Consider the following 16,036-nt stretch of genomic DNA (forward strand, 5'->3'; position numbering starts at 1 on the left):
GCTGGTACTTCCAGGAGCTCCGGTCGTAGCTCCGCTTGGCGTCGTCGAACCCGGTGAAGAGGCCCCCGAGGTCGGTCGGCGTCTTGAACGCGGGATCGATGAGGAACGACGCGTTCGTGTAGCTGACGACGTAATCCTTGAAGTAGAGGTTCGACTCGATCGCGTACCGGATCAGGCCGCCGAAGAAGACGATGTTCGTCCCCGAGCGCAGCGGGACGTGCATGTCGGCGGCGGCGCTGGTCCGCGTGAAGCGCGGGTCGACGTGGATCAGCTTGGCGCCGCGCTCCTTGGCCTTCATCACCCACTGGAAGCCGACGGGGTGATTCTCGGCCATGTTCGACGTCGCCATGATGACATCCGCGTTCTGGATGTCGATCAGGTTCGTGGTCATCGCGCCCCGCCCGAACGTGGTCCCCAAAGCTGGGACCGTGGCGGAGTGTCAGACCCTGGCCTGATGCTCGTGGTAGACGATGCCCAGGGAGCGGTTGAACTTCGTGAGGAGGTACGCCTCCTCGTTGTCGATGCACGCCGAGCCGAGGGAGGCGATCGCCTCCAGACGATTGACGGTGATGTCGGCGCCGTCTTTCGTCTTCTCCTTCTCGATGAAGTGCTTCTCGCGCGTCTCGTAGTAGCGCTTGGAGATCTCGGCGTACATCCAGTCGAGCGGCTTCTCTTCCCACTTGTCCGAGCCGGCCGCGCGATACAGCGCCTTCGTCGGGCGGAGCTTGTTGTTGGAGAGCTGGATGGTGGCCGCGCCCTTCGGGCAGAGCTTGCCGAGCGTGTGCGGCGTGTCCGGGTCGCCCTCGATGTCGATGATCCGGTTGTCTTTCGAGTAGACGAGCTGCCCGCAGCCGACGGCGCAGTACGGACAGACGCTGCGCGACACTTTCGCGGTCTTGATCTTCAGATCCGTCGCCGCGGCCTCCACGGGCGCGAGGTCGAGCCGGCTGCCGGCCGCGACTCCCGCGGCGGTGGCGCCGCCGAACTTCAGCACGTCGCGTCGGGACAGACTCATCGTGAACCTCCTTCGTGGGCGATTCCGTGACGCTGCCTGGCGCAGAGCGCGATCGCAGGGGGCCGCATCAGAACTCCGGACTCGACAGCTCGTCCCACACGCGCCGGACGACGACGATCTCGGGGGGGCGGCCCGGCGTCGACGTGACGCGGACGATGTCCCCGGCGTTCAGTGCCTTGAGATCGTCGCCGCGACCGTCCTCGGTCACGACGATCGTGCCGTCGCCGCATGACAGGTCGCGACAGACGTCAGCCGCCGATCGGAGACGAACGCGGCGCGTGTCGGGATCGGCGGAAACGACGATGAAGCGGTTCTGCTGCAGGGATTCCGTAAACCCAAGGGACATGGTCAGACCTCCCCGGAACTGGATGTAAGACCATTGAAAAGTTGGGAAATGCTACAGCGGTCAGACCGTCACGGTCAAGCCGCATCGAGGCCACCTAAAGAGGCTAGGAATCATCCTCCTGGACCTGGTAACGGCCCAGACAGGCGTCGAGTAGTGCGGCGGCCTCCGCGGTCCGGCCGGCGCGGAGCGACTCCACGATCTGCCGCCGCTCTTCGAGCGACACGATCGGCTGATCGGCGATGGCGTTATAGTACCGGCCGATATCTCGAAGGATCCGGTCCACCTGATCGGGGTCCTCGAGGTTCCCCCGCGCCCGCTGCAGCATGTCGACCGCATAGTCCTCGCGCTTCGACCGCTTGAAGCCGACGCGATAGGCCTTGTCTTGCGGGCTGTCGCCGGGCTCAGCCATGACGGGAAACCGGCTCCACCGCCAGATCGACGGCGTGGCCCGCGTAGAGGTTCAGGCCGTCCGGGCGTACGTAGCCGCAGACGGTGACGCCGAGCTGCTCCGCGAGCGCGACCGCCATCTCGGTCGGCGACGTCCGCGATGCCACGACGGGCACCCCCATGCGCGCTGCCTTCAGGAGCATCTCGGACGAGATCCGGCCGGTCGACAGCAAGATCCGGTCGACCGTCGCGATGTCCTGCTTCATCGCCTCGCCCTTCACCTTGTCGACGGCGTTGTGCCGGCCGACGTCCTCGGCGACGACGAGCAGACGCGCACCGTCGGACAGCGCGGCGCCGTGAATGCCGCGTGAGACCCGGTAGTGGACAGCGGCTGCGGCGAGCTCCTTCATCTGCGCCGCGAGCGCCGCCGGCGCCACGCGCAGCGAAGACTCGAGCCGCGGAAACAGCCGATGGTCGATGCGGAAGGTGATGCCGCCGCCGCACCCCGAGGTCAGGATGCGCTCGGTCGGCAGCGTCACGGGCTCGGTGAGGACGACGTCGGCGCGGCCGTCGACCACCGAGATCTCCAGGGACCGGATCTCCTCGAGGCCACCGATGATCTTCTCCATCCAGAGGTAGCCGATCACGAGCGCGTCGAGCTGCATCGGCGAGCAGAGCAAGGTCAGAAAGCGCTCGCCGTTGACGTAGACCGTCAGCGGCTGCTCACGGACGACTTCCGCAGTGATTTCTTCGACGCGCTCGCCCTTGAGACGGAAAAACGTCCTCACGGGCTGATTGTACGCGGTTCGAGCGGCGGCTTTGCCGCCGCTGCCTGAGCCGACCACGCCGTAAGTGCGCTGCGACGGATCACATGACCGAGCGCCGCCGAGCGATGGGGGGTTCGGGGGGAGCAGCGCAGCGCTCCCCCTGACCTCAATAGGTCACCCGGACCAGCGTCAGGCCGTGCGCCGGGGCCGTCGGGCCCGCGCGCCTGCGGTCTCCGCCTGCCAGGACTTCCGCCAGCCACTCCGGGCTCTTGGCGCCGCGGCCGATCTCGACCGCGCTGCCGACGATCGTGCGCACCATGTGATGCAGATAGCGGTCGGCGGAGATCAGGAGCGCGACGCGGTCGGCACGACGAAAGACGTGCAGCGCGCGGACCGTGCACACCGGCGCCTGCTCGCGTCCCGCGGCGGCGCGGAACGCCGAGAAATCGTGGCGGCCGCGCAGTGCGGCGAGCCCGGCACGCATCCGTTCGATCTCGAGGCGCACCGGGACGTGCCACGCGACGCGGCGGAGCAACGGCGAGCCGACGCGGGCGTTGTCGATCAGGTAGAGGTAGCGCTTGCCGCGCGCGGCGAAGCGGGCGTGGAACCCGGGCGCGGCCTCGCGGACGTCGCGGACGCGGATGTCGGGCGGCAGCGCGGCGTTGAGCGCGCCGAGAATCGCCGCCGGCGGCAGCGGGGATGTCGTGGTGAGCGAGACCGTCTGTCTGAGCGCGTGGACGCCGGCGTCGGTGCGCGAGGCGCCGGTCACGCGCGCGTCCTCGCCGCAGAGCCGCCGCGCTTCGCGCGTGAGCAGGGCCTGGATGGTCGGCGGATCCGGCTGCGATTGCCAGCCGGCATAGCCGGTGCCGTCGTACGACAGCACGAGCCGGAACGTCCGGAGCGGCGACGTTATCGGCGGAGCGAGCGACCGGGTCGCTGCAACGTCGGCGCGACCGCCAGCCACGCGAGCCCGACGAAGATGAACAGCGCGATCTTCAGGAGGTTCTCCCACGTCAGGTAGCCGAACGGATTCGGATCGCGCTTCGCGAGCCATTCCGCCCGCTCGCCGTCCTTGGGCTCGTACCCCGCCGGGTTGTAGCTGCCGATCGTCTCGACGAAGCGCGCGACGCCGGGCACGGCGATCCACGCGACCGCGATGATCGTCAGGAACACGGCGATGTGGAACCGCTGGTGGGGCTTCACGTGATGGTAGTAGTAGCGACGGAGCCTCATCGGACCCCCTCGTCGCGCCGGGTCGGCGCTTCCCGCCTACCCGAGCAGCAGCTCGGCGATCTGGACGGCGTTGGTCGCCGCTCCCTTGCGCAGCTGGTCGCCCACGACCCAGAAGCTGAGACCGCGCGGGTGCGAGAGATCCTCGCGCACGCGGCCCACGTAGCAGTCGTCCTGGCCCTCGACCAGGACCGGCATCGGATACCGCTTCTCCGCCGGCTCGTCCCAGAGCGTGAGCCCGGGGAAGCGCTCGAACAGCGTGCGCGCCTCGGCCACCTCGACCTTCCGCTCCGTCTCCGCGGTGACCGCGATCGAATGGCACGTGAACACCGGGACGCGCACCGTCGTCGGCATCACGGGGAGGTCCGGCTCTTCGAGGATCTTCCGCGTCTCGTTGACGAGCTTCCACTCTTCGCCCGTGTAGCCGTCCGGCTGGAAGGCGTCGATCGCCGGGATCAGGTTGAAGGCGATCGGGTGCGCGAAGTGCTTCGCCTCGAGCGACTCGCCGCGCGCCCACGCGAGCGTCTGCTCACGCAGGTCGGCGATGCCGTTCACGCCGGCGCCGGAGACCGACTGGTAGCTCACCGCGATCACGCGCCGGAGACGCGCGGCATCGTGCAGCGGCTTGAGCGGCATCACCGTGATGATCGTCGTGCAGTTCGGGCACGCGAGGATGCCCTGGTGCCGCTTCGCCGCGTGCGGATTGATCTCCGGCACGACGAGCGGGACCGCGGGATCCATGCGGAACGCGTTCGACTTGTCGACGACGACGGCGCCCGCGGAAACCAGCTGGGGCGACCATTCCTTCGACTGCGCGGTGCCCGCCGAGCAGAAGGCGATGTCGATGCCCGTGAACGCCGACGGCTCGAGCCTCCGGATCGGCACCTCCTCGCCGGCGAAGGTCACGGTCTTGCCGACGGAGCGCTCGGAAGCGAAGCAGCGGAGCTCGCGGACCGGGAACTTCCGTTCTTCGAGGATGCGGAGCGTCGTCTGGCCGGCCGCGCCGGTCGCGCCGACGACGGCGACGGTCACACCCGGTGCCACTAGGACTGCGCCTCCACGGCGCGCACGACGAGGTCGCCCATCTCCTTCGTCCCGATCTTCTTCTCTCCGGACGAAGCGATGTCGGCCGTGCGATGCCCCGCGGCGAGCACGTCGAGCACGGCGCGCTCGATGCGATCGGCGTCCGAGCCCATGTTCAAAGAGTAGCGCAGCAGCATGGCCGCCGAAAGGATTGCGGCGATCGGGTTGGCGAGCCCCTTGCCCGCGATGTCGGGCGCGGTGCCGTGCACGGGCTCGTAGAGGCCGACGGTGCCGCCGATCGAGGCCGACGGCAGCATGCCCATCGACCCGGCGAGGATCGCCGCCTCGTCCGACAGGATGTCGCCGAACGTGTTCTCGGTCACGATGGTGTCGAACTGCGTCGGCTTGTGGACCAGGGCCATCGCGCAGTTGTCGACGAGCACGTGCTCGAGGCTCACGTCCGGATAGTCCTTCGCGAGGCGGTTCGCGATCTCGCGCCAGAGCTGCGAGACCACGAGCACGTTCGACTTGTCGACGGACGTCAGCTTCTTCCGCCGCTTGCGCGCGACCTCGAACCCCATGCGGACCACGCGCTCGATCTCGCGGGACGTGTAGGACATGGTGTTGATGGCGCGCGCGCCGCCGTCGGCGAAGCGCTCGACCCCGCGGGGCTCACCGTAGTAGAGACCGCCGGTCAGCTCGCGGATGACCATCAGGTCGGTGCCCTCGACGACCGAGCGCTTGAGCGGCGAGGCGTCGACCAGCATCGGGAAGCACTTCGCCGGGCGCAGGTTCGCGTAGAGGTCGAGCTCCTTGCGGATGGCGAGCAGCCCGCGCTCGGGCCGCTTCTCGGTCGCGATATCGTCCCACTTCGGACCGCCTACCGCGCCGAACAGGATGGCATTCGCGCGCCGGCAGAGGTCGAGCGTGGCCGGCGGCAGCGGCTCGCCCGTCGCGTCGATCGCCGACCCGCCGACCAGCGCCTGCTCGAACTCGAACGAGGTTCCCGTGCGCTTGCCGACCGTCTCGAGGACGCGCATCGCCTCGGGCGTCACCTCCTGCCCGATGCCGTCGCCCGGAAGGACCGCGATCCTGTAGCTCGCCACGTGAGGGTCCCCCTTGTCGTCCTACGGTCCGACTTCCTTGAGCCGCTTGCCGCTGGTCGTCTGCATGAGGCGATTCAGCGCGGAGAGGTACGCGCGGGCGCTCGCTTCGATCACGTCGGTCGAGGCCCCCTTGCCGCTGACGATCGTCCCGTCGAAGTCGACCTTGACGGAGACTTCGCCGATGGCGTCCTTGCCGGAGGTCGCGGCGCGCAGCGCGTAGTCTTGCAGGCGCCCCTTCATCCCCGTGATCGCGTCGATCGCCACCAGGACCGCGTCCACCGGGCCGTCGCCCACCGCCGAGTCCTGGAAGCTCTGACCTTCCTTCTTCAGCTTCACGGTCGCGGACGGAATGATCCCCGTGCCGCTGATCACGTGCAGGTATTCGAGCGCGTACGTCTCCTGCATCTGCGTCGCGTCGTCCGTGACGATCGCGATCAGGTCCTCGTCGAAGACTTCCTTCTTCCGGTCCGCGAGGTCCTTGAACTTCGTGAACGCGCGGTCGAGGTCGCCGCCCGCGAGGTCGAAGCCGAGATCCTTGAGCCGCGCCGCCAGCGCATGACGGCCGGAGTGCTTGCCCATCACCAGCTTGTTCGAGGCGCGCCCGATGTCCTCGGGCTTCATGATCTCGTAGGTGAGCTTCTCCTTGAGCACGCCGTCCTGGTGGATCCCGGCCTCGTGCGCGAAGGCGTTCTCACCGACGATGGCCTTGTTCGGCTGGACGTGGACGCCGGTGATGTGGGAGAGCAGGCGCGACGTCCGGAACAGCTCCTGCGTCCGGACCTGCGTCTCGACGCCGAAGAAGTCCTTCCGCGTGCGGAGCGCCATCACGATCTCCTCGAGCGACGCGTTGCCGGCGCGCTCGCCGATGCCGTTGATGGTGCACTCCACCTGCCGCGCCCCGTGCATCAGGGCCCAGAGCGAGTTCGCGACGGCCTGACCGAGGTCGTTGTGGCAGTGCACCGAGACGACGGCCTTCTCGATGCCCTGCACCTTCTCGCGGATGCTCGCGATCCGCTCGCCCCACTCCTTGGGCACCGCGTAGCCGACGGTGTCGGGGATGTTGATCGTCCGGGCGCCGGCGTCGATGACCGCCGAGAGGACGTCGCACATGTAGTCGAAGTCCGAGCGCGACGCGTCTTCGGGCGAGAACTCGACGTCCTCGCAGTACTCCCGCGCGTGCCGCACCGCCTCCACCGACGCCTTGAGGACCTCCGCGCGCGACTTGCGCAGCTTGTACTTCAGGTGGATGTCGGAGGTCGCGACGAAGGTGTGGATGCGCGAGCGGCGCGCGTACTTCACGGCCTCCCAGCAGCGGTCGATGTCCCCGAGCCCGACGCGGGACAGGCCGCAGATGATCGGCGCGCCCTCGAGCGTGCCCACCTGCTTCGCGACCTCGCGCGTCGCTTCGAAGTCCTCCTCGGAGGAGATCGGGAAGCCGGCCTCGATGACGTCGACGTTCAGACGCGCGAGCTGGCGCGCCATTTCCAGCTTCTCCATCGTGTTCATGGAGAACCCGGGCGACTGCTCGCCGTCCCGCAGCGTCGTGTCGAAGATGATCACCCGATCCATGGGAAGACTCCTCTCGCGTTTACGGTCGCTCGGAATGCGCCGGCTCGGCCGGTGCCACGACCGGCGCGCGCCCGACGATCAGCCGCCGGACGGGTCCGGACAGCGCATAGCCAAGGAAGATGAGGAACAGGAACAGCTCGTGGTTGGTGGCCACGATCATCACGCCGAGGACGACGACCAGCAGCGCCTGGGCGGGGTGCCGGCGCGCGACGTCGACCTCCTTGAAGCTCCAGTACTTGAACGTCGACACCATCAGCAGCGCCACGCAATACGTCCCGACCGCGATCGCCGTCAGGTGCCAGCGCGGGAGGTCGGCCTTCTCGAGGAACATCACCGTCGACACCACCGCGCCTGCCGCCGCCGGCGTCGAGAGCCCGACGAAGTACCGCTTGTCGACGCTGCCGGTCTGCACGTTGAAGCGCGCGAGCCGGAGGGCCCCGCAGATCACGAACAGGAAGGCGCCGAACCACGCGGGCCGCCCGAGCTGTGAGAGCGCGAACGAGTAGACGAGGAAGCCGGGCGCGACGCAGAACGAGACGACGTCCGCGAGCGAGTCGAACTCGACGCCGAACTGGCTCGTCGCCTTCATCAGCCGCGCAACACGGCCGTCGAGCAGGTCCATGATCATGGCGACGTAGATCGCCAGCACCGCTTCGGTGTAGCGCCCCTGCACGGTCAGGATCATCGCGAAGAAGCCGCAGAAGAGGTTCCCGGTCGTGAGCAGGCTCGGCAGCAGGAAGATGCCCTGACTGCGCCGCTCGCGGAGCTCCTGCCACCGCCGCCGGCGCGCGGCTTTGGAATGCCGTCTGATCATTGGATCGGGGCCCGCCTGCCCGCGACCGCCGCAGGTGGCCTGCATCGACCGTCGGGGTTCCGTGCACTCACGGCAGGACTCCGAGGATGGTGACGCCGCCGACCACGCGGTCGCCCACCCGCACGCGCACGTCCGTGCCACGCGGCACGTAGCAGTCGGTCCGCGAGCCGAAACGGATCATGCCGAAGCGCTCGCCGGCCTCGATCTTGTCGCCCGCCGACACGCGACAGACGATCCGGCGCGCCGCAACCCCGGCGATCTGCACCACCGTCACCCGCGCCGACTCACCCTGGATGTGGATCGCGCACCGCTCGTTCGACTCCTCGATGCCCGGCCGGAACGCCGCAGCGAAATGTCCGGCCGTGTACTGCGCGCTGACCACGAGCCCCGAGATCGGCGCGCGGTTCACGTGCACGTCGAGCGGCGAGAGGAAGATCGCGATGCGCACGGATGGTCCGACGAACGGATCCACGGCGTCCGCGATCTCCATGACGCGGCCGTCCGCGGGGGACACGACCGCGTGCTGCAGGGTCGGCGTCTCGCGTTCGGGATCGCGGAAGAACCCGAGCGACGCGGCCGAGGCGGCCGCGAACGGCAGCGCCAGCTTGCGCCGCCCCGTGAGGGCGAGGCCCGCGGCGATGGCCGCGGGCACCAGGATGAACGGCCAGCCCTCGCTCGCGACCGGCAGCCGCGAGCGCTTCTTGCCGCCCTTGTCGCTCGGCTTGTCGGAGTCTCGACGTCCGGCCATGGTTACATCCGCGGCGGCTTGATCCAGGCCATCATGCCGCGCAGGCGCTTGCCGACTTCCTCGATCGGGTGCTCCGCGTCGCGCCGGCGCATGGCGAGGAACCCGGCACGGTTCGCCTGGTTCTCGAGCACCCACTCCCGAGCGAACTGGCCGGACTGGATCTCGCCGAGGATCTTCTTCATCTCCGCCTTGGTCTGCTCGGACACGACCCGGGGGCCGCGCGTGTAGTCGCCGTACTCGGCCGTGTCGCTGACCGAGTAGCGCATGTACGCGAGGCCGCCCTGGTAGAACAGGTCGACGATCAGCTTCATCTCGTGCATGCACTCGAAGTACGCGACCTCGGGCTGGTAGCCCGCTTCGACCAGCGTCTCGTACGAGGCCTTGATGAGGTGCGAGATGCCGCCGCAGAGCGCGGCCTGCTCGCCGAAGAGATCGGTTTCGGTCTCTTCCTTGAACGTCGTCTCGAGCACGCCCGCGCGCGCGCAGCCGACGCCCTTGCCGTACGCGAGCGCCACGTCCTTCGCCTTGCCCGTGACGTCCTGGTAGACCGCGATGAGCGCGGGAACGCCCGGACCCTGCGTGAAGAGGTCGCGCATGATGTGGCCCGGCGCCTTCGGCGCGATCATCGCGACGTCGACGTCGGCCGGCGGCACCACCTGGTTGAAGTGGATGTTGAAGCCGTGGGCGAACATGAGCATCTTGCCCTTGCTCAGCCCGCCTTTGATCTCCTTCTCGAACACCTCGCGTTGACTCTGGTCCGGAAGCAGGATCATGACGACGTCCGACATCGCCGTCGCTTCCGCCACGGTCGCGACGCGCAGGCCGTCCTTCTCCGCCTTCGCCCAGCTCTTCGAGCCCTTGTAGAGCCCGACCACGACGTCCTGGCCCGAGTCGTGGAGGTTCAGCGCGTGGGCATGGCCCTGGCTGCCGTACCCGATGATCGCGATCTTCTTGCCCTTGAGCAGGCCGAGATCGGCGTCCTGGTCGTAGTAGATCTTCGCGGGCATGTCAGTCGGCTTCCTTTCTGTCCATCATCGTTTAATCGGCGAACCCGACGACCCGGGGGTCGTCGGAGACGCGGGCGCGCTTGACGGGCTCGACCTTCTTCGCGCGCGCCTTCGGACCGCGGGCGATGGCCACCTTGCCCGTGCGCACGAGCTCCTGAATGCCCATCGGCTTCAGGAGCTCGATGAGCGCGTCGAGCTTGCCTTCCTCGCCCGTGACCTCCAGCACGAAGGTCGCGGCCGTGACGTCGACCACCTTGGCGCGGAAGATGTCCGCGGTGCGGAGGATCTCCGCGCGGTGCTGCGGCTCGGCGTTGACGCGGATCAGCACGAGCTCGCGCTCCACGTGGTTGTCGTCCGTCAGATCCGAGACCTTGATGACGTCGATCAGCTTGTGGAGCTGCTTCGTGACCTGCTCGATCACGAACTCGTCGCCGTGCACGACGATCGTCATGCGGGACACGGCCGGGTCCAGCGTCTCGCCGACCGAGAGGCTCTCGATGTTGTAGCCGCGCGCCGAGAAGAGCCCCGCGACGCGCGACAGGACGCCGAACTTGTTCTCGACGAGGATCGCGATCGTGTGCTTGCGCGGCTCGCTGCCGTTGCCGTTGCTCATCAAAACCCCGTCTGCGACTTGGCCGCCTTCTCGCGGACCTCGCGAGTCGGCGGCGTCAGGATCATGTCGGTGTTGGCGCCGCCGGCCGGCACCATCGGGAACACGCACTCGTCCTTGTCGACGCACACGTCGAGGATCACCGGCGCCGGCGTCGCGAGCATCTTCTCGATCGCCGGCGCGAGCTCGCTCGGCTTCGTGACCCGGAGGCCGACGCAGCCGTACGCCTCGGCGAGCTTCACCCAGTCCGGGATGCCCGGCAGGTCGATCGCGCAGTAGCGCTCCTTGTAGATGATCCGCTGCCATTGGCGCACCATCCCGTGCCCGCTATTGTTGATGATCACGGTCTTGACCGGGAGGTTCTCGGTGAAGCAGGTCGCCAGCTCCTGGCTGTTCATCGCGAAGGAGCCGTCGCCGTCGATGTTGACCACGAGCTTGCCGGGGTGCGCCGCCTGCACCCCCATCGCGGTGGGCAGCCCGTAGCCCATGGTGCCGAGGCCGCCCGAGGTGCACCACCGCCGCGGGTACTTGAACTTGTAGTACTGCGCCGCCCACATCTGGTGCTGGCCCACGCCGGTCACCACGTAAGCCTCGCCGCGGGTGAGATTGGAGATCTCCTGCATGACGTACTGGGGCTTGATGAGGGTGTCGTCCCACTCGTACCGGAGCGGCTGCTTCTCCCGCCACTGGGCGATCTGGGCCCGCCACTGCTGGCGCGCCTCCCCGGCCAGGGAGGGGACCCCGCCGCCCATCTCTTCCCGGACGGCGTCGATGAGGGCGCGCAGCACCCGACGGCAATCCCCCACGATCGGCACGTGGACCTGGATGTTCTTGGAGATCGACGAGGGATCGATGTCGATGTGGATGATCTCCGCCTCGGGGGCGAAGAACTCGACCTTGCCGGTCACCCGGTCGTCGAAGCGCGCGCCGATCGCGACGAGCACGTCCGAGGCGTGGACGGCCATGTTGGCGTAGTAGGTCCCGTGCATCCCCAGCATCTCGAGCGAGAGCGGGTGCTCGGACGGGAAGGCGCCCAGCCCCATGAGGGTGGTGGTCACCGGGATCTGGGTCAGCTCGGCCAGCTCCAGCAGCTCCGCGTGGGCATCGGATGAGATCACGCCGCCCCCCACGTAGAGGACCGGCCGGTGTGCCTGCACCATGAGGCGGGCGGCTTTCTTGATCTGCCCCGGATGGCCGTCGTAGTTCGGGTTGTAGGAGCGCAGCTGGACCTTGTCCGGCCAGACCAGCTCCGTCTCCTTCACCAGGATGTCCTTGGGTAGATCGATGTGCACCGGCCCGGGACGACCGGTGGAGGCGATGTGGAAAGCCTCGCGGATGATCGGCCCCAGGTCCTTGCCGTCCTTCACCAGGAAGTTGTGCTTCGTGCAGGGCCGGGTGATGCCGCAGTTGTCGGCCTCCTGGAACGCGTCGTTGCCGATGAGGTGCGTCGGCACCTGCCCGGTGAGGGCGACGATGGGGATGGAGTCCATGTAGGCGTCCTGTAGCGCGGTGACCAGGTTGGTGGCCGCCGGACCCGAGGTCACCAGGCACACGCCGACCTTGCCCGTGGTCCGCGCGTACCCCTCGGCGGCGTGGCCGGCCGCCGCCTCCTGCCGGACGAGGACGTGGCGGAGCCCCTCGAAGTCGTAGAGGGCGTCGTAGAGCGGGAGCACGGCACCCCCCGGCAGGCCGAAGATGGTGTCCACGCCTTCACGCTTGAGGCACTCGAGCACGATGCGAGCTCCGGACGTTTTCACGGCCATTCCTCCTAGAGCAGCCCCGCAGTCGCCAGCACTTCCTTGATGTCCTCGATCGCGTCCCCGTCGGGGGTGCCGAGGGGCGCCCGGCACGGCCCGCCGTAGAATCCCTGAAGGTCGAGCGCCGCCTTCAGCCCGCCGATGCCGTACTGCCCGGCGATGCCGCGGTCGGCCACCATCATCCGGGCCGCGACCTCCCGGGCCTCGTTCCAGCGGGCGGCCGTGGCCAGCGCGTAGACATCGCAGAACTCCCGGGCGGCGATCGTTCCCAGCGCCAGAATGCCGCCCGCAGCCCCGATCGCGAGCGCCGGCAGCAGCGCCGAGGCCGCGCCCACCAGGACGTCGAAGGTCTTGGGCGTCTGATCGATGATCTGGGCGCACTGGGGGATGTTGCCCGAGGAGTCCTTGATGCCGCACACGTTCGGGTGGGCCGCGATCTTCGCGACCGTCTCGGCTTCGAGGTTGATCCCGGTGTTCAAGGGGAAGTTGTAGATCATGATCGGGATCGGCGAGGCGTCGGCGACCGCCAGGTAGTGGCGGATCTGCGCCTCCCGCCGGCTGAACCCCTTGGTGAAGTAGTGGGGCGTGATGACGATGGCCGCGTCGGCGCCGATCTCCGCCGCCCGCTTGGTCTGCCGGACAGTGTGCAGGGTCGAGTTGGTCCCGGTGCCCGCGATGAAGCGCTTGCCGCGGGGGATCGCCGCGCGGGCGGCCGCGAGCACGAGCTCCCGCTCGGCCTCGCTCAGCATGGGGAACTCGCCCGTCGAGCCGAGCACGACGTAGCCGGCCAACGCCGTCGCGTTCCAGCGCTCGAGGTTCGCCGCCAGCCGCTCGGGAGCGACATCGTCGCCGCGGAAGGGCGTCGTGACCGGGATGAACACGCCTTCGAAGCTAGCCATGGAGGCCTCCTCCGGACGCCGCGCCCTCTCGGAGCCGCGCCTGGGCGGCCGCGAGGCGGGCGATAGGGATCATGAACGGCGAACAGGACACGTAGGTCATGCGGACGCGATGGCAGAACTCCACGGACGACGGCTCGCCGCCGTGCTCGCCGCAGATGCCGACCTTCAGCTGCGGCCGGACGCGCCGGCCCCGCTCGATGCCGATCCGCACCAGCTCCCCGACTCCCTCCTGGTCCAGGACCGAGAAGGGGTCGTGAGGGACGAGGCCTCGCTCCAGATAGAAGGGCAGGAACTTGCCGATATCATCGCGGCTGTAGCCGAACGTCATTTGGGTGAGGTCGTTGGTGCCGAACGAGAAGAACTCCGCGTGCTGCGCGATCTGATCGGCGATCAGCGCGGCGCGCGGCACCTCGATCATCGTGCCGATCAGGTACTTCACCGCCACGCCGGTCTCGGCAAGGACCTCGTCGGCGACCGCCTTGGTCATCTCCCAGGTGAGCTTCATCTCGCCGACCGTTCCGGTCAGCGGGATCATGATCTCGGGCTCCACCGTGACGCCCTCGCGGGTCACCGCGCAGGCCGCCTCCACGATGGCCCGCACCTGCATTTCGTAGATCTCCGGGAACATGATCCCGAGCCGGCAGCCCCGGTGACCGAGCATCGGATTGGCTTCCTGCAACCCCCGGACCTTGGCCATGAGCTGCTCCAGCTCCTGGGCCCGGGCGGGATTGATGCCGAGCGCGTCGAGGCGGGTGTACTCCTCCAGCAGCTTCGTGTACTGGGGCAGGAATTCGTGCAGCGGCGGATCGAGCAGGCGGATCGTCACCGGCAGGCCGTCCATGGCCCGGAAGATCCCGATGAAGTCCTCCCGCTGCAGCGGCAGCAGCCGGTCCAGGGCCGCGCGCCGGGCCTTGCCGTCGGCGGCCATGATCATCTCGCGCACGGTCGGAATCCGCTCGGCCTGGAAGAACATGTGCTCGGTGCGCACGAGGCCGATGCCCTCGGCGCCGTATTCTCGGGCCTTGCGCGCGTCGTCGGGGGTGTCGGCATTGGCCCGCACCCCCAGGGCGCGGACCTCGTCCGCCCACTTGAGGAAGACCTGGAGCTCGCCGCTCACCCGCTGCGGGATCAGCCTGACTTCGTCGAGGATCACCTCGCCGGTGTGGCCGTCGAGCGTGATGATGTCACCTTCCCGGACGATGGCGCGGCCGGCCTGGAACGCATGGCGCTCCTCGTCCACGAACACGTCGCCGGCCCCGACGATGCACGCCTTGCCCATCCCGCGAGCCACCACGGCGGCGTGGGACGTCAGCCCGCCGCGGGAGGTGAGGATGCCCTCGGCGGCGTGCATGCCGGCTACGTCCTCCGGCGACGTCTCCGCGCGTACCAGGATGACCTTGCGCCCCTCCTTGACCCATTCCACTGCGCGGTCCGGCGTGAACACGACCTGGCCGACCGCCGCCCGCGGCCCCGCCGGCAGCCCCTTGGCGAGGAGCCGGGCCTTGTCGATGGCCCGCGCCTTGTCGGTCGGATCGCAGATCGGGTGCAGCAGCTCGTTCAGCCGGTCCGGCTCCACGCGGAGGAGCGCCGTGTCCTTGTCGATCAGCCCCTCGCGCACCATCTCGACGGCGACGCGCACGGCCGCCCGCGCGGTGCGCTTGCCCGAACGGCTCTGCAGGAGGTAGAGCGTGCCTTCCTGCACGGTGAACTCCAGGTCCTGCACGTCCCGGTAGTGCTTCTCGAGGCGGTCCTTGATCGCCACCAGCTCGTCGTAGACGCGGGGCAGGCGATCGCGCAGCGCCGAGATGGGCTCGGGGGTGCGGATGCCCGCCACGACGTCCTCGCCCTGCGCGTTGACCAGGAACTCGCCGTAGAAGCGCCGCTCGCCGGTCGCCGGATCGCGGGTGAACGCCACGCCCGTGCCCGACGTGTCGCCGAGGTTGCCGAAGACCATCGCCATGACGGTCACCGCCGTGCCCCAGTCCTCGGGGATCCCCTGGATGCGGCGGTAGTCGACGGCCTTCTTGGCGAACCACGAGTCGAAGACGGCGTTGATCGCCAGCCGGAGCTGCTCTGCCGGGTCCTGCGGGAACGGGGCGCTCGTCCGCTCGGCCACGATGCCCTTGAAGGTCTGGACCAGGGCGCGGAGCTCGCCGGCGGGAATTTCGGGATCGGTGCGCACGCGAAGCCGCGTCTTGAGCCCCTCGAGGTGCTGGTCGAAGTGGCGGCGCTCGATGCCGAGCACGACGTCGGCGAACATGGTGACGAAGCGGCGATAGCAGTCCCAGGCGAAGCGCTCGTTGCCCGTCCCGGCGGCGAGGCCCTCGACGGTCGCGTCGTTCAGGCCGAGGTTGAGCACCGTCTCCATCATGCCGGGCATGGACACCCGCGCCCCCGAGCGGACGGAGACGAGCAGCGGGCGTTTGGCATCACCGAGGATGAGGCCGGAGACGGCTTCGAGCTTGCGGAGGCTGTCGAGCACTTCGGGCCAGAGGCCTGCGGGCGGGCGGCGCCCGTCCCGCCTGTACTCCGCCCACGTCTCCGTCGTGATCGTGAAGCCCGGCGGGACGGGGATGCCGAGGTTGGTCATCTCCGCGAGCTCGGAGCCCTTGCCGCCGAGCAGCTCGCGCAAACGCGAGGAACCTTCAGCCTTCCCGGAACCGAAGAAATACACGTATTTAGGCATGGGCTCGAGTCTCCGTCCTGGACGGCTGAAAAAGCCTTCCAACTCTAGCGGATACGCAGCACGGGTGTCAAT

General features: G+C 68.6%; 17 protein-coding genes. All 17 read right to left on the reverse strand.

Translation table 11 applies throughout. The annotated features are described in order from the left end of the window. The coding region (locus tag VGV13_07280) for a molybdopterin-dependent oxidoreductase (GenBank protein ID HEV8640881.1) at nucleotides 1-391 on the reverse strand (391 nt) is incomplete at its 3' end. Between the two features lie 48 nt (nucleotides 392-439). Further along, a complete protein-coding gene (locus tag VGV13_07285) occupies nucleotides 440-1,015 on the reverse strand; it encodes a twin-arginine translocation signal domain-containing protein (GenBank protein HEV8640882.1) in 576 nt (191 codons plus the stop codon). 67 nt (nucleotides 1,016-1,082) lie between these two features. After that, nucleotides 1,083-1,361, reverse strand: a complete 279-nt coding sequence (locus VGV13_07290) for a hypothetical protein (protein HEV8640883.1) — start codon at nucleotides 1,359-1,361, stop codon at nucleotides 1,083-1,085. A gap of 103 nt (nucleotides 1,362-1,464) precedes the next feature. Then, complete coding sequence (locus VGV13_07295; GenBank protein HEV8640884.1) at nucleotides 1,465-1,770, reverse strand: hypothetical protein; 306 nt, start codon at nucleotides 1,768-1,770, stop codon at nucleotides 1,465-1,467. Further along, nucleotides 1,763-2,536, reverse strand: coding sequence for a formate dehydrogenase accessory sulfurtransferase FdhD (gene fdhD, locus VGV13_07300; GenBank protein ID HEV8640885.1), 774 nt, complete (start codon nucleotides 2,534-2,536; stop codon nucleotides 1,763-1,765). Before fdhD ends, VGV13_07295 begins: the two co-directional genes overlap by 8 nt. A gap of 145 nt (nucleotides 2,537-2,681) precedes the next feature. Further along, a complete protein-coding gene (truA, locus tag VGV13_07305; GenBank protein HEV8640886.1) occupies nucleotides 2,682-3,398 on the reverse strand; it encodes a tRNA pseudouridine(38-40) synthase TruA in 717 nt (238 codons plus the stop codon). 26 nt (nucleotides 3,399-3,424) lie between these two features. Beyond that, a complete protein-coding gene (locus tag VGV13_07310; GenBank protein ID HEV8640887.1) occupies nucleotides 3,425-3,748 on the reverse strand; it encodes a hypothetical protein in 324 nt (107 codons plus the stop codon). Between the two features lie 36 nt (nucleotides 3,749-3,784). Then, on the reverse strand, nucleotides 3,785-4,789 hold the full coding sequence (locus VGV13_07315) for an aspartate-semialdehyde dehydrogenase (GenBank protein ID HEV8640888.1): 1,005 nt from the start codon (nucleotides 4,787-4,789) through the stop codon (nucleotides 3,785-3,787). Next, nucleotides 4,789-5,874, reverse strand: coding sequence for a 3-isopropylmalate dehydrogenase (gene leuB, locus VGV13_07320; protein ID HEV8640889.1), 1,086 nt, complete (start codon nucleotides 5,872-5,874; stop codon nucleotides 4,789-4,791). Before leuB ends, VGV13_07315 begins: the two co-directional genes overlap by 1 nt. A 21-nt stretch (nucleotides 5,875-5,895) precedes the next feature. Then, nucleotides 5,896-7,443 (reverse strand): 2-isopropylmalate synthase, encoded by a 1,548-nt coding sequence (locus tag VGV13_07325; GenBank protein HEV8640890.1) that lies wholly within the window; start codon nucleotides 7,441-7,443, stop codon nucleotides 5,896-5,898. A 19-nt stretch (nucleotides 7,444-7,462) separates the two neighbouring features. Continuing rightward, nucleotides 7,463-8,257, reverse strand: a complete 795-nt coding sequence (pssA, locus tag VGV13_07330) for a CDP-diacylglycerol--serine O-phosphatidyltransferase (protein ID HEV8640891.1) — start codon at nucleotides 8,255-8,257, stop codon at nucleotides 7,463-7,465. A 67-nt stretch (nucleotides 8,258-8,324) separates the two neighbouring features. Continuing rightward, a complete protein-coding gene (locus tag VGV13_07335; protein HEV8640892.1) occupies nucleotides 8,325-9,005 on the reverse strand; it encodes a phosphatidylserine decarboxylase in 681 nt (226 codons plus the stop codon). Between the two features lie 2 nt (nucleotides 9,006-9,007). Further along, a complete protein-coding gene (gene ilvC, locus VGV13_07340; protein ID HEV8640893.1) occupies nucleotides 9,008-10,012 on the reverse strand; it encodes a ketol-acid reductoisomerase in 1,005 nt (334 codons plus the stop codon). A 31-nt stretch (nucleotides 10,013-10,043) separates the two neighbouring features. Next, nucleotides 10,044-10,625 (reverse strand): acetolactate synthase small subunit, encoded by a 582-nt coding sequence (gene ilvN / locus VGV13_07345; GenBank protein HEV8640894.1) that lies wholly within the window; start codon nucleotides 10,623-10,625, stop codon nucleotides 10,044-10,046. Then, a complete protein-coding gene (gene ilvB / locus VGV13_07350; protein ID HEV8640895.1) occupies nucleotides 10,625-12,385 on the reverse strand; it encodes a biosynthetic-type acetolactate synthase large subunit in 1,761 nt (586 codons plus the stop codon). Before ilvB ends, ilvN begins: the two co-directional genes overlap by 1 nt. A 5-nt stretch (nucleotides 12,386-12,390) precedes the next feature. Beyond that, complete coding sequence (locus VGV13_07355; protein ID HEV8640896.1) at nucleotides 12,391-13,278, reverse strand: dihydrodipicolinate synthase family protein; 888 nt, start codon at nucleotides 13,276-13,278, stop codon at nucleotides 12,391-12,393. Then, nucleotides 13,271-15,964, reverse strand: a complete 2,694-nt coding sequence (gene ppdK / locus VGV13_07360) for a pyruvate, phosphate dikinase (protein HEV8640897.1) — start codon at nucleotides 15,962-15,964, stop codon at nucleotides 13,271-13,273. The genes VGV13_07355 and ppdK overlap by 8 nt, the downstream gene beginning before the upstream one ends. Between the last annotated feature and the right edge of the window lie 72 nt (nucleotides 15,965-16,036).

It is taken from the genome of Candidatus Methylomirabilota bacterium, assembly GCA_036001065.1.
GTDB lineage: Bacteria > Methylomirabilota > Methylomirabilia > Rokubacteriales > CSP1-6 > MNEF01.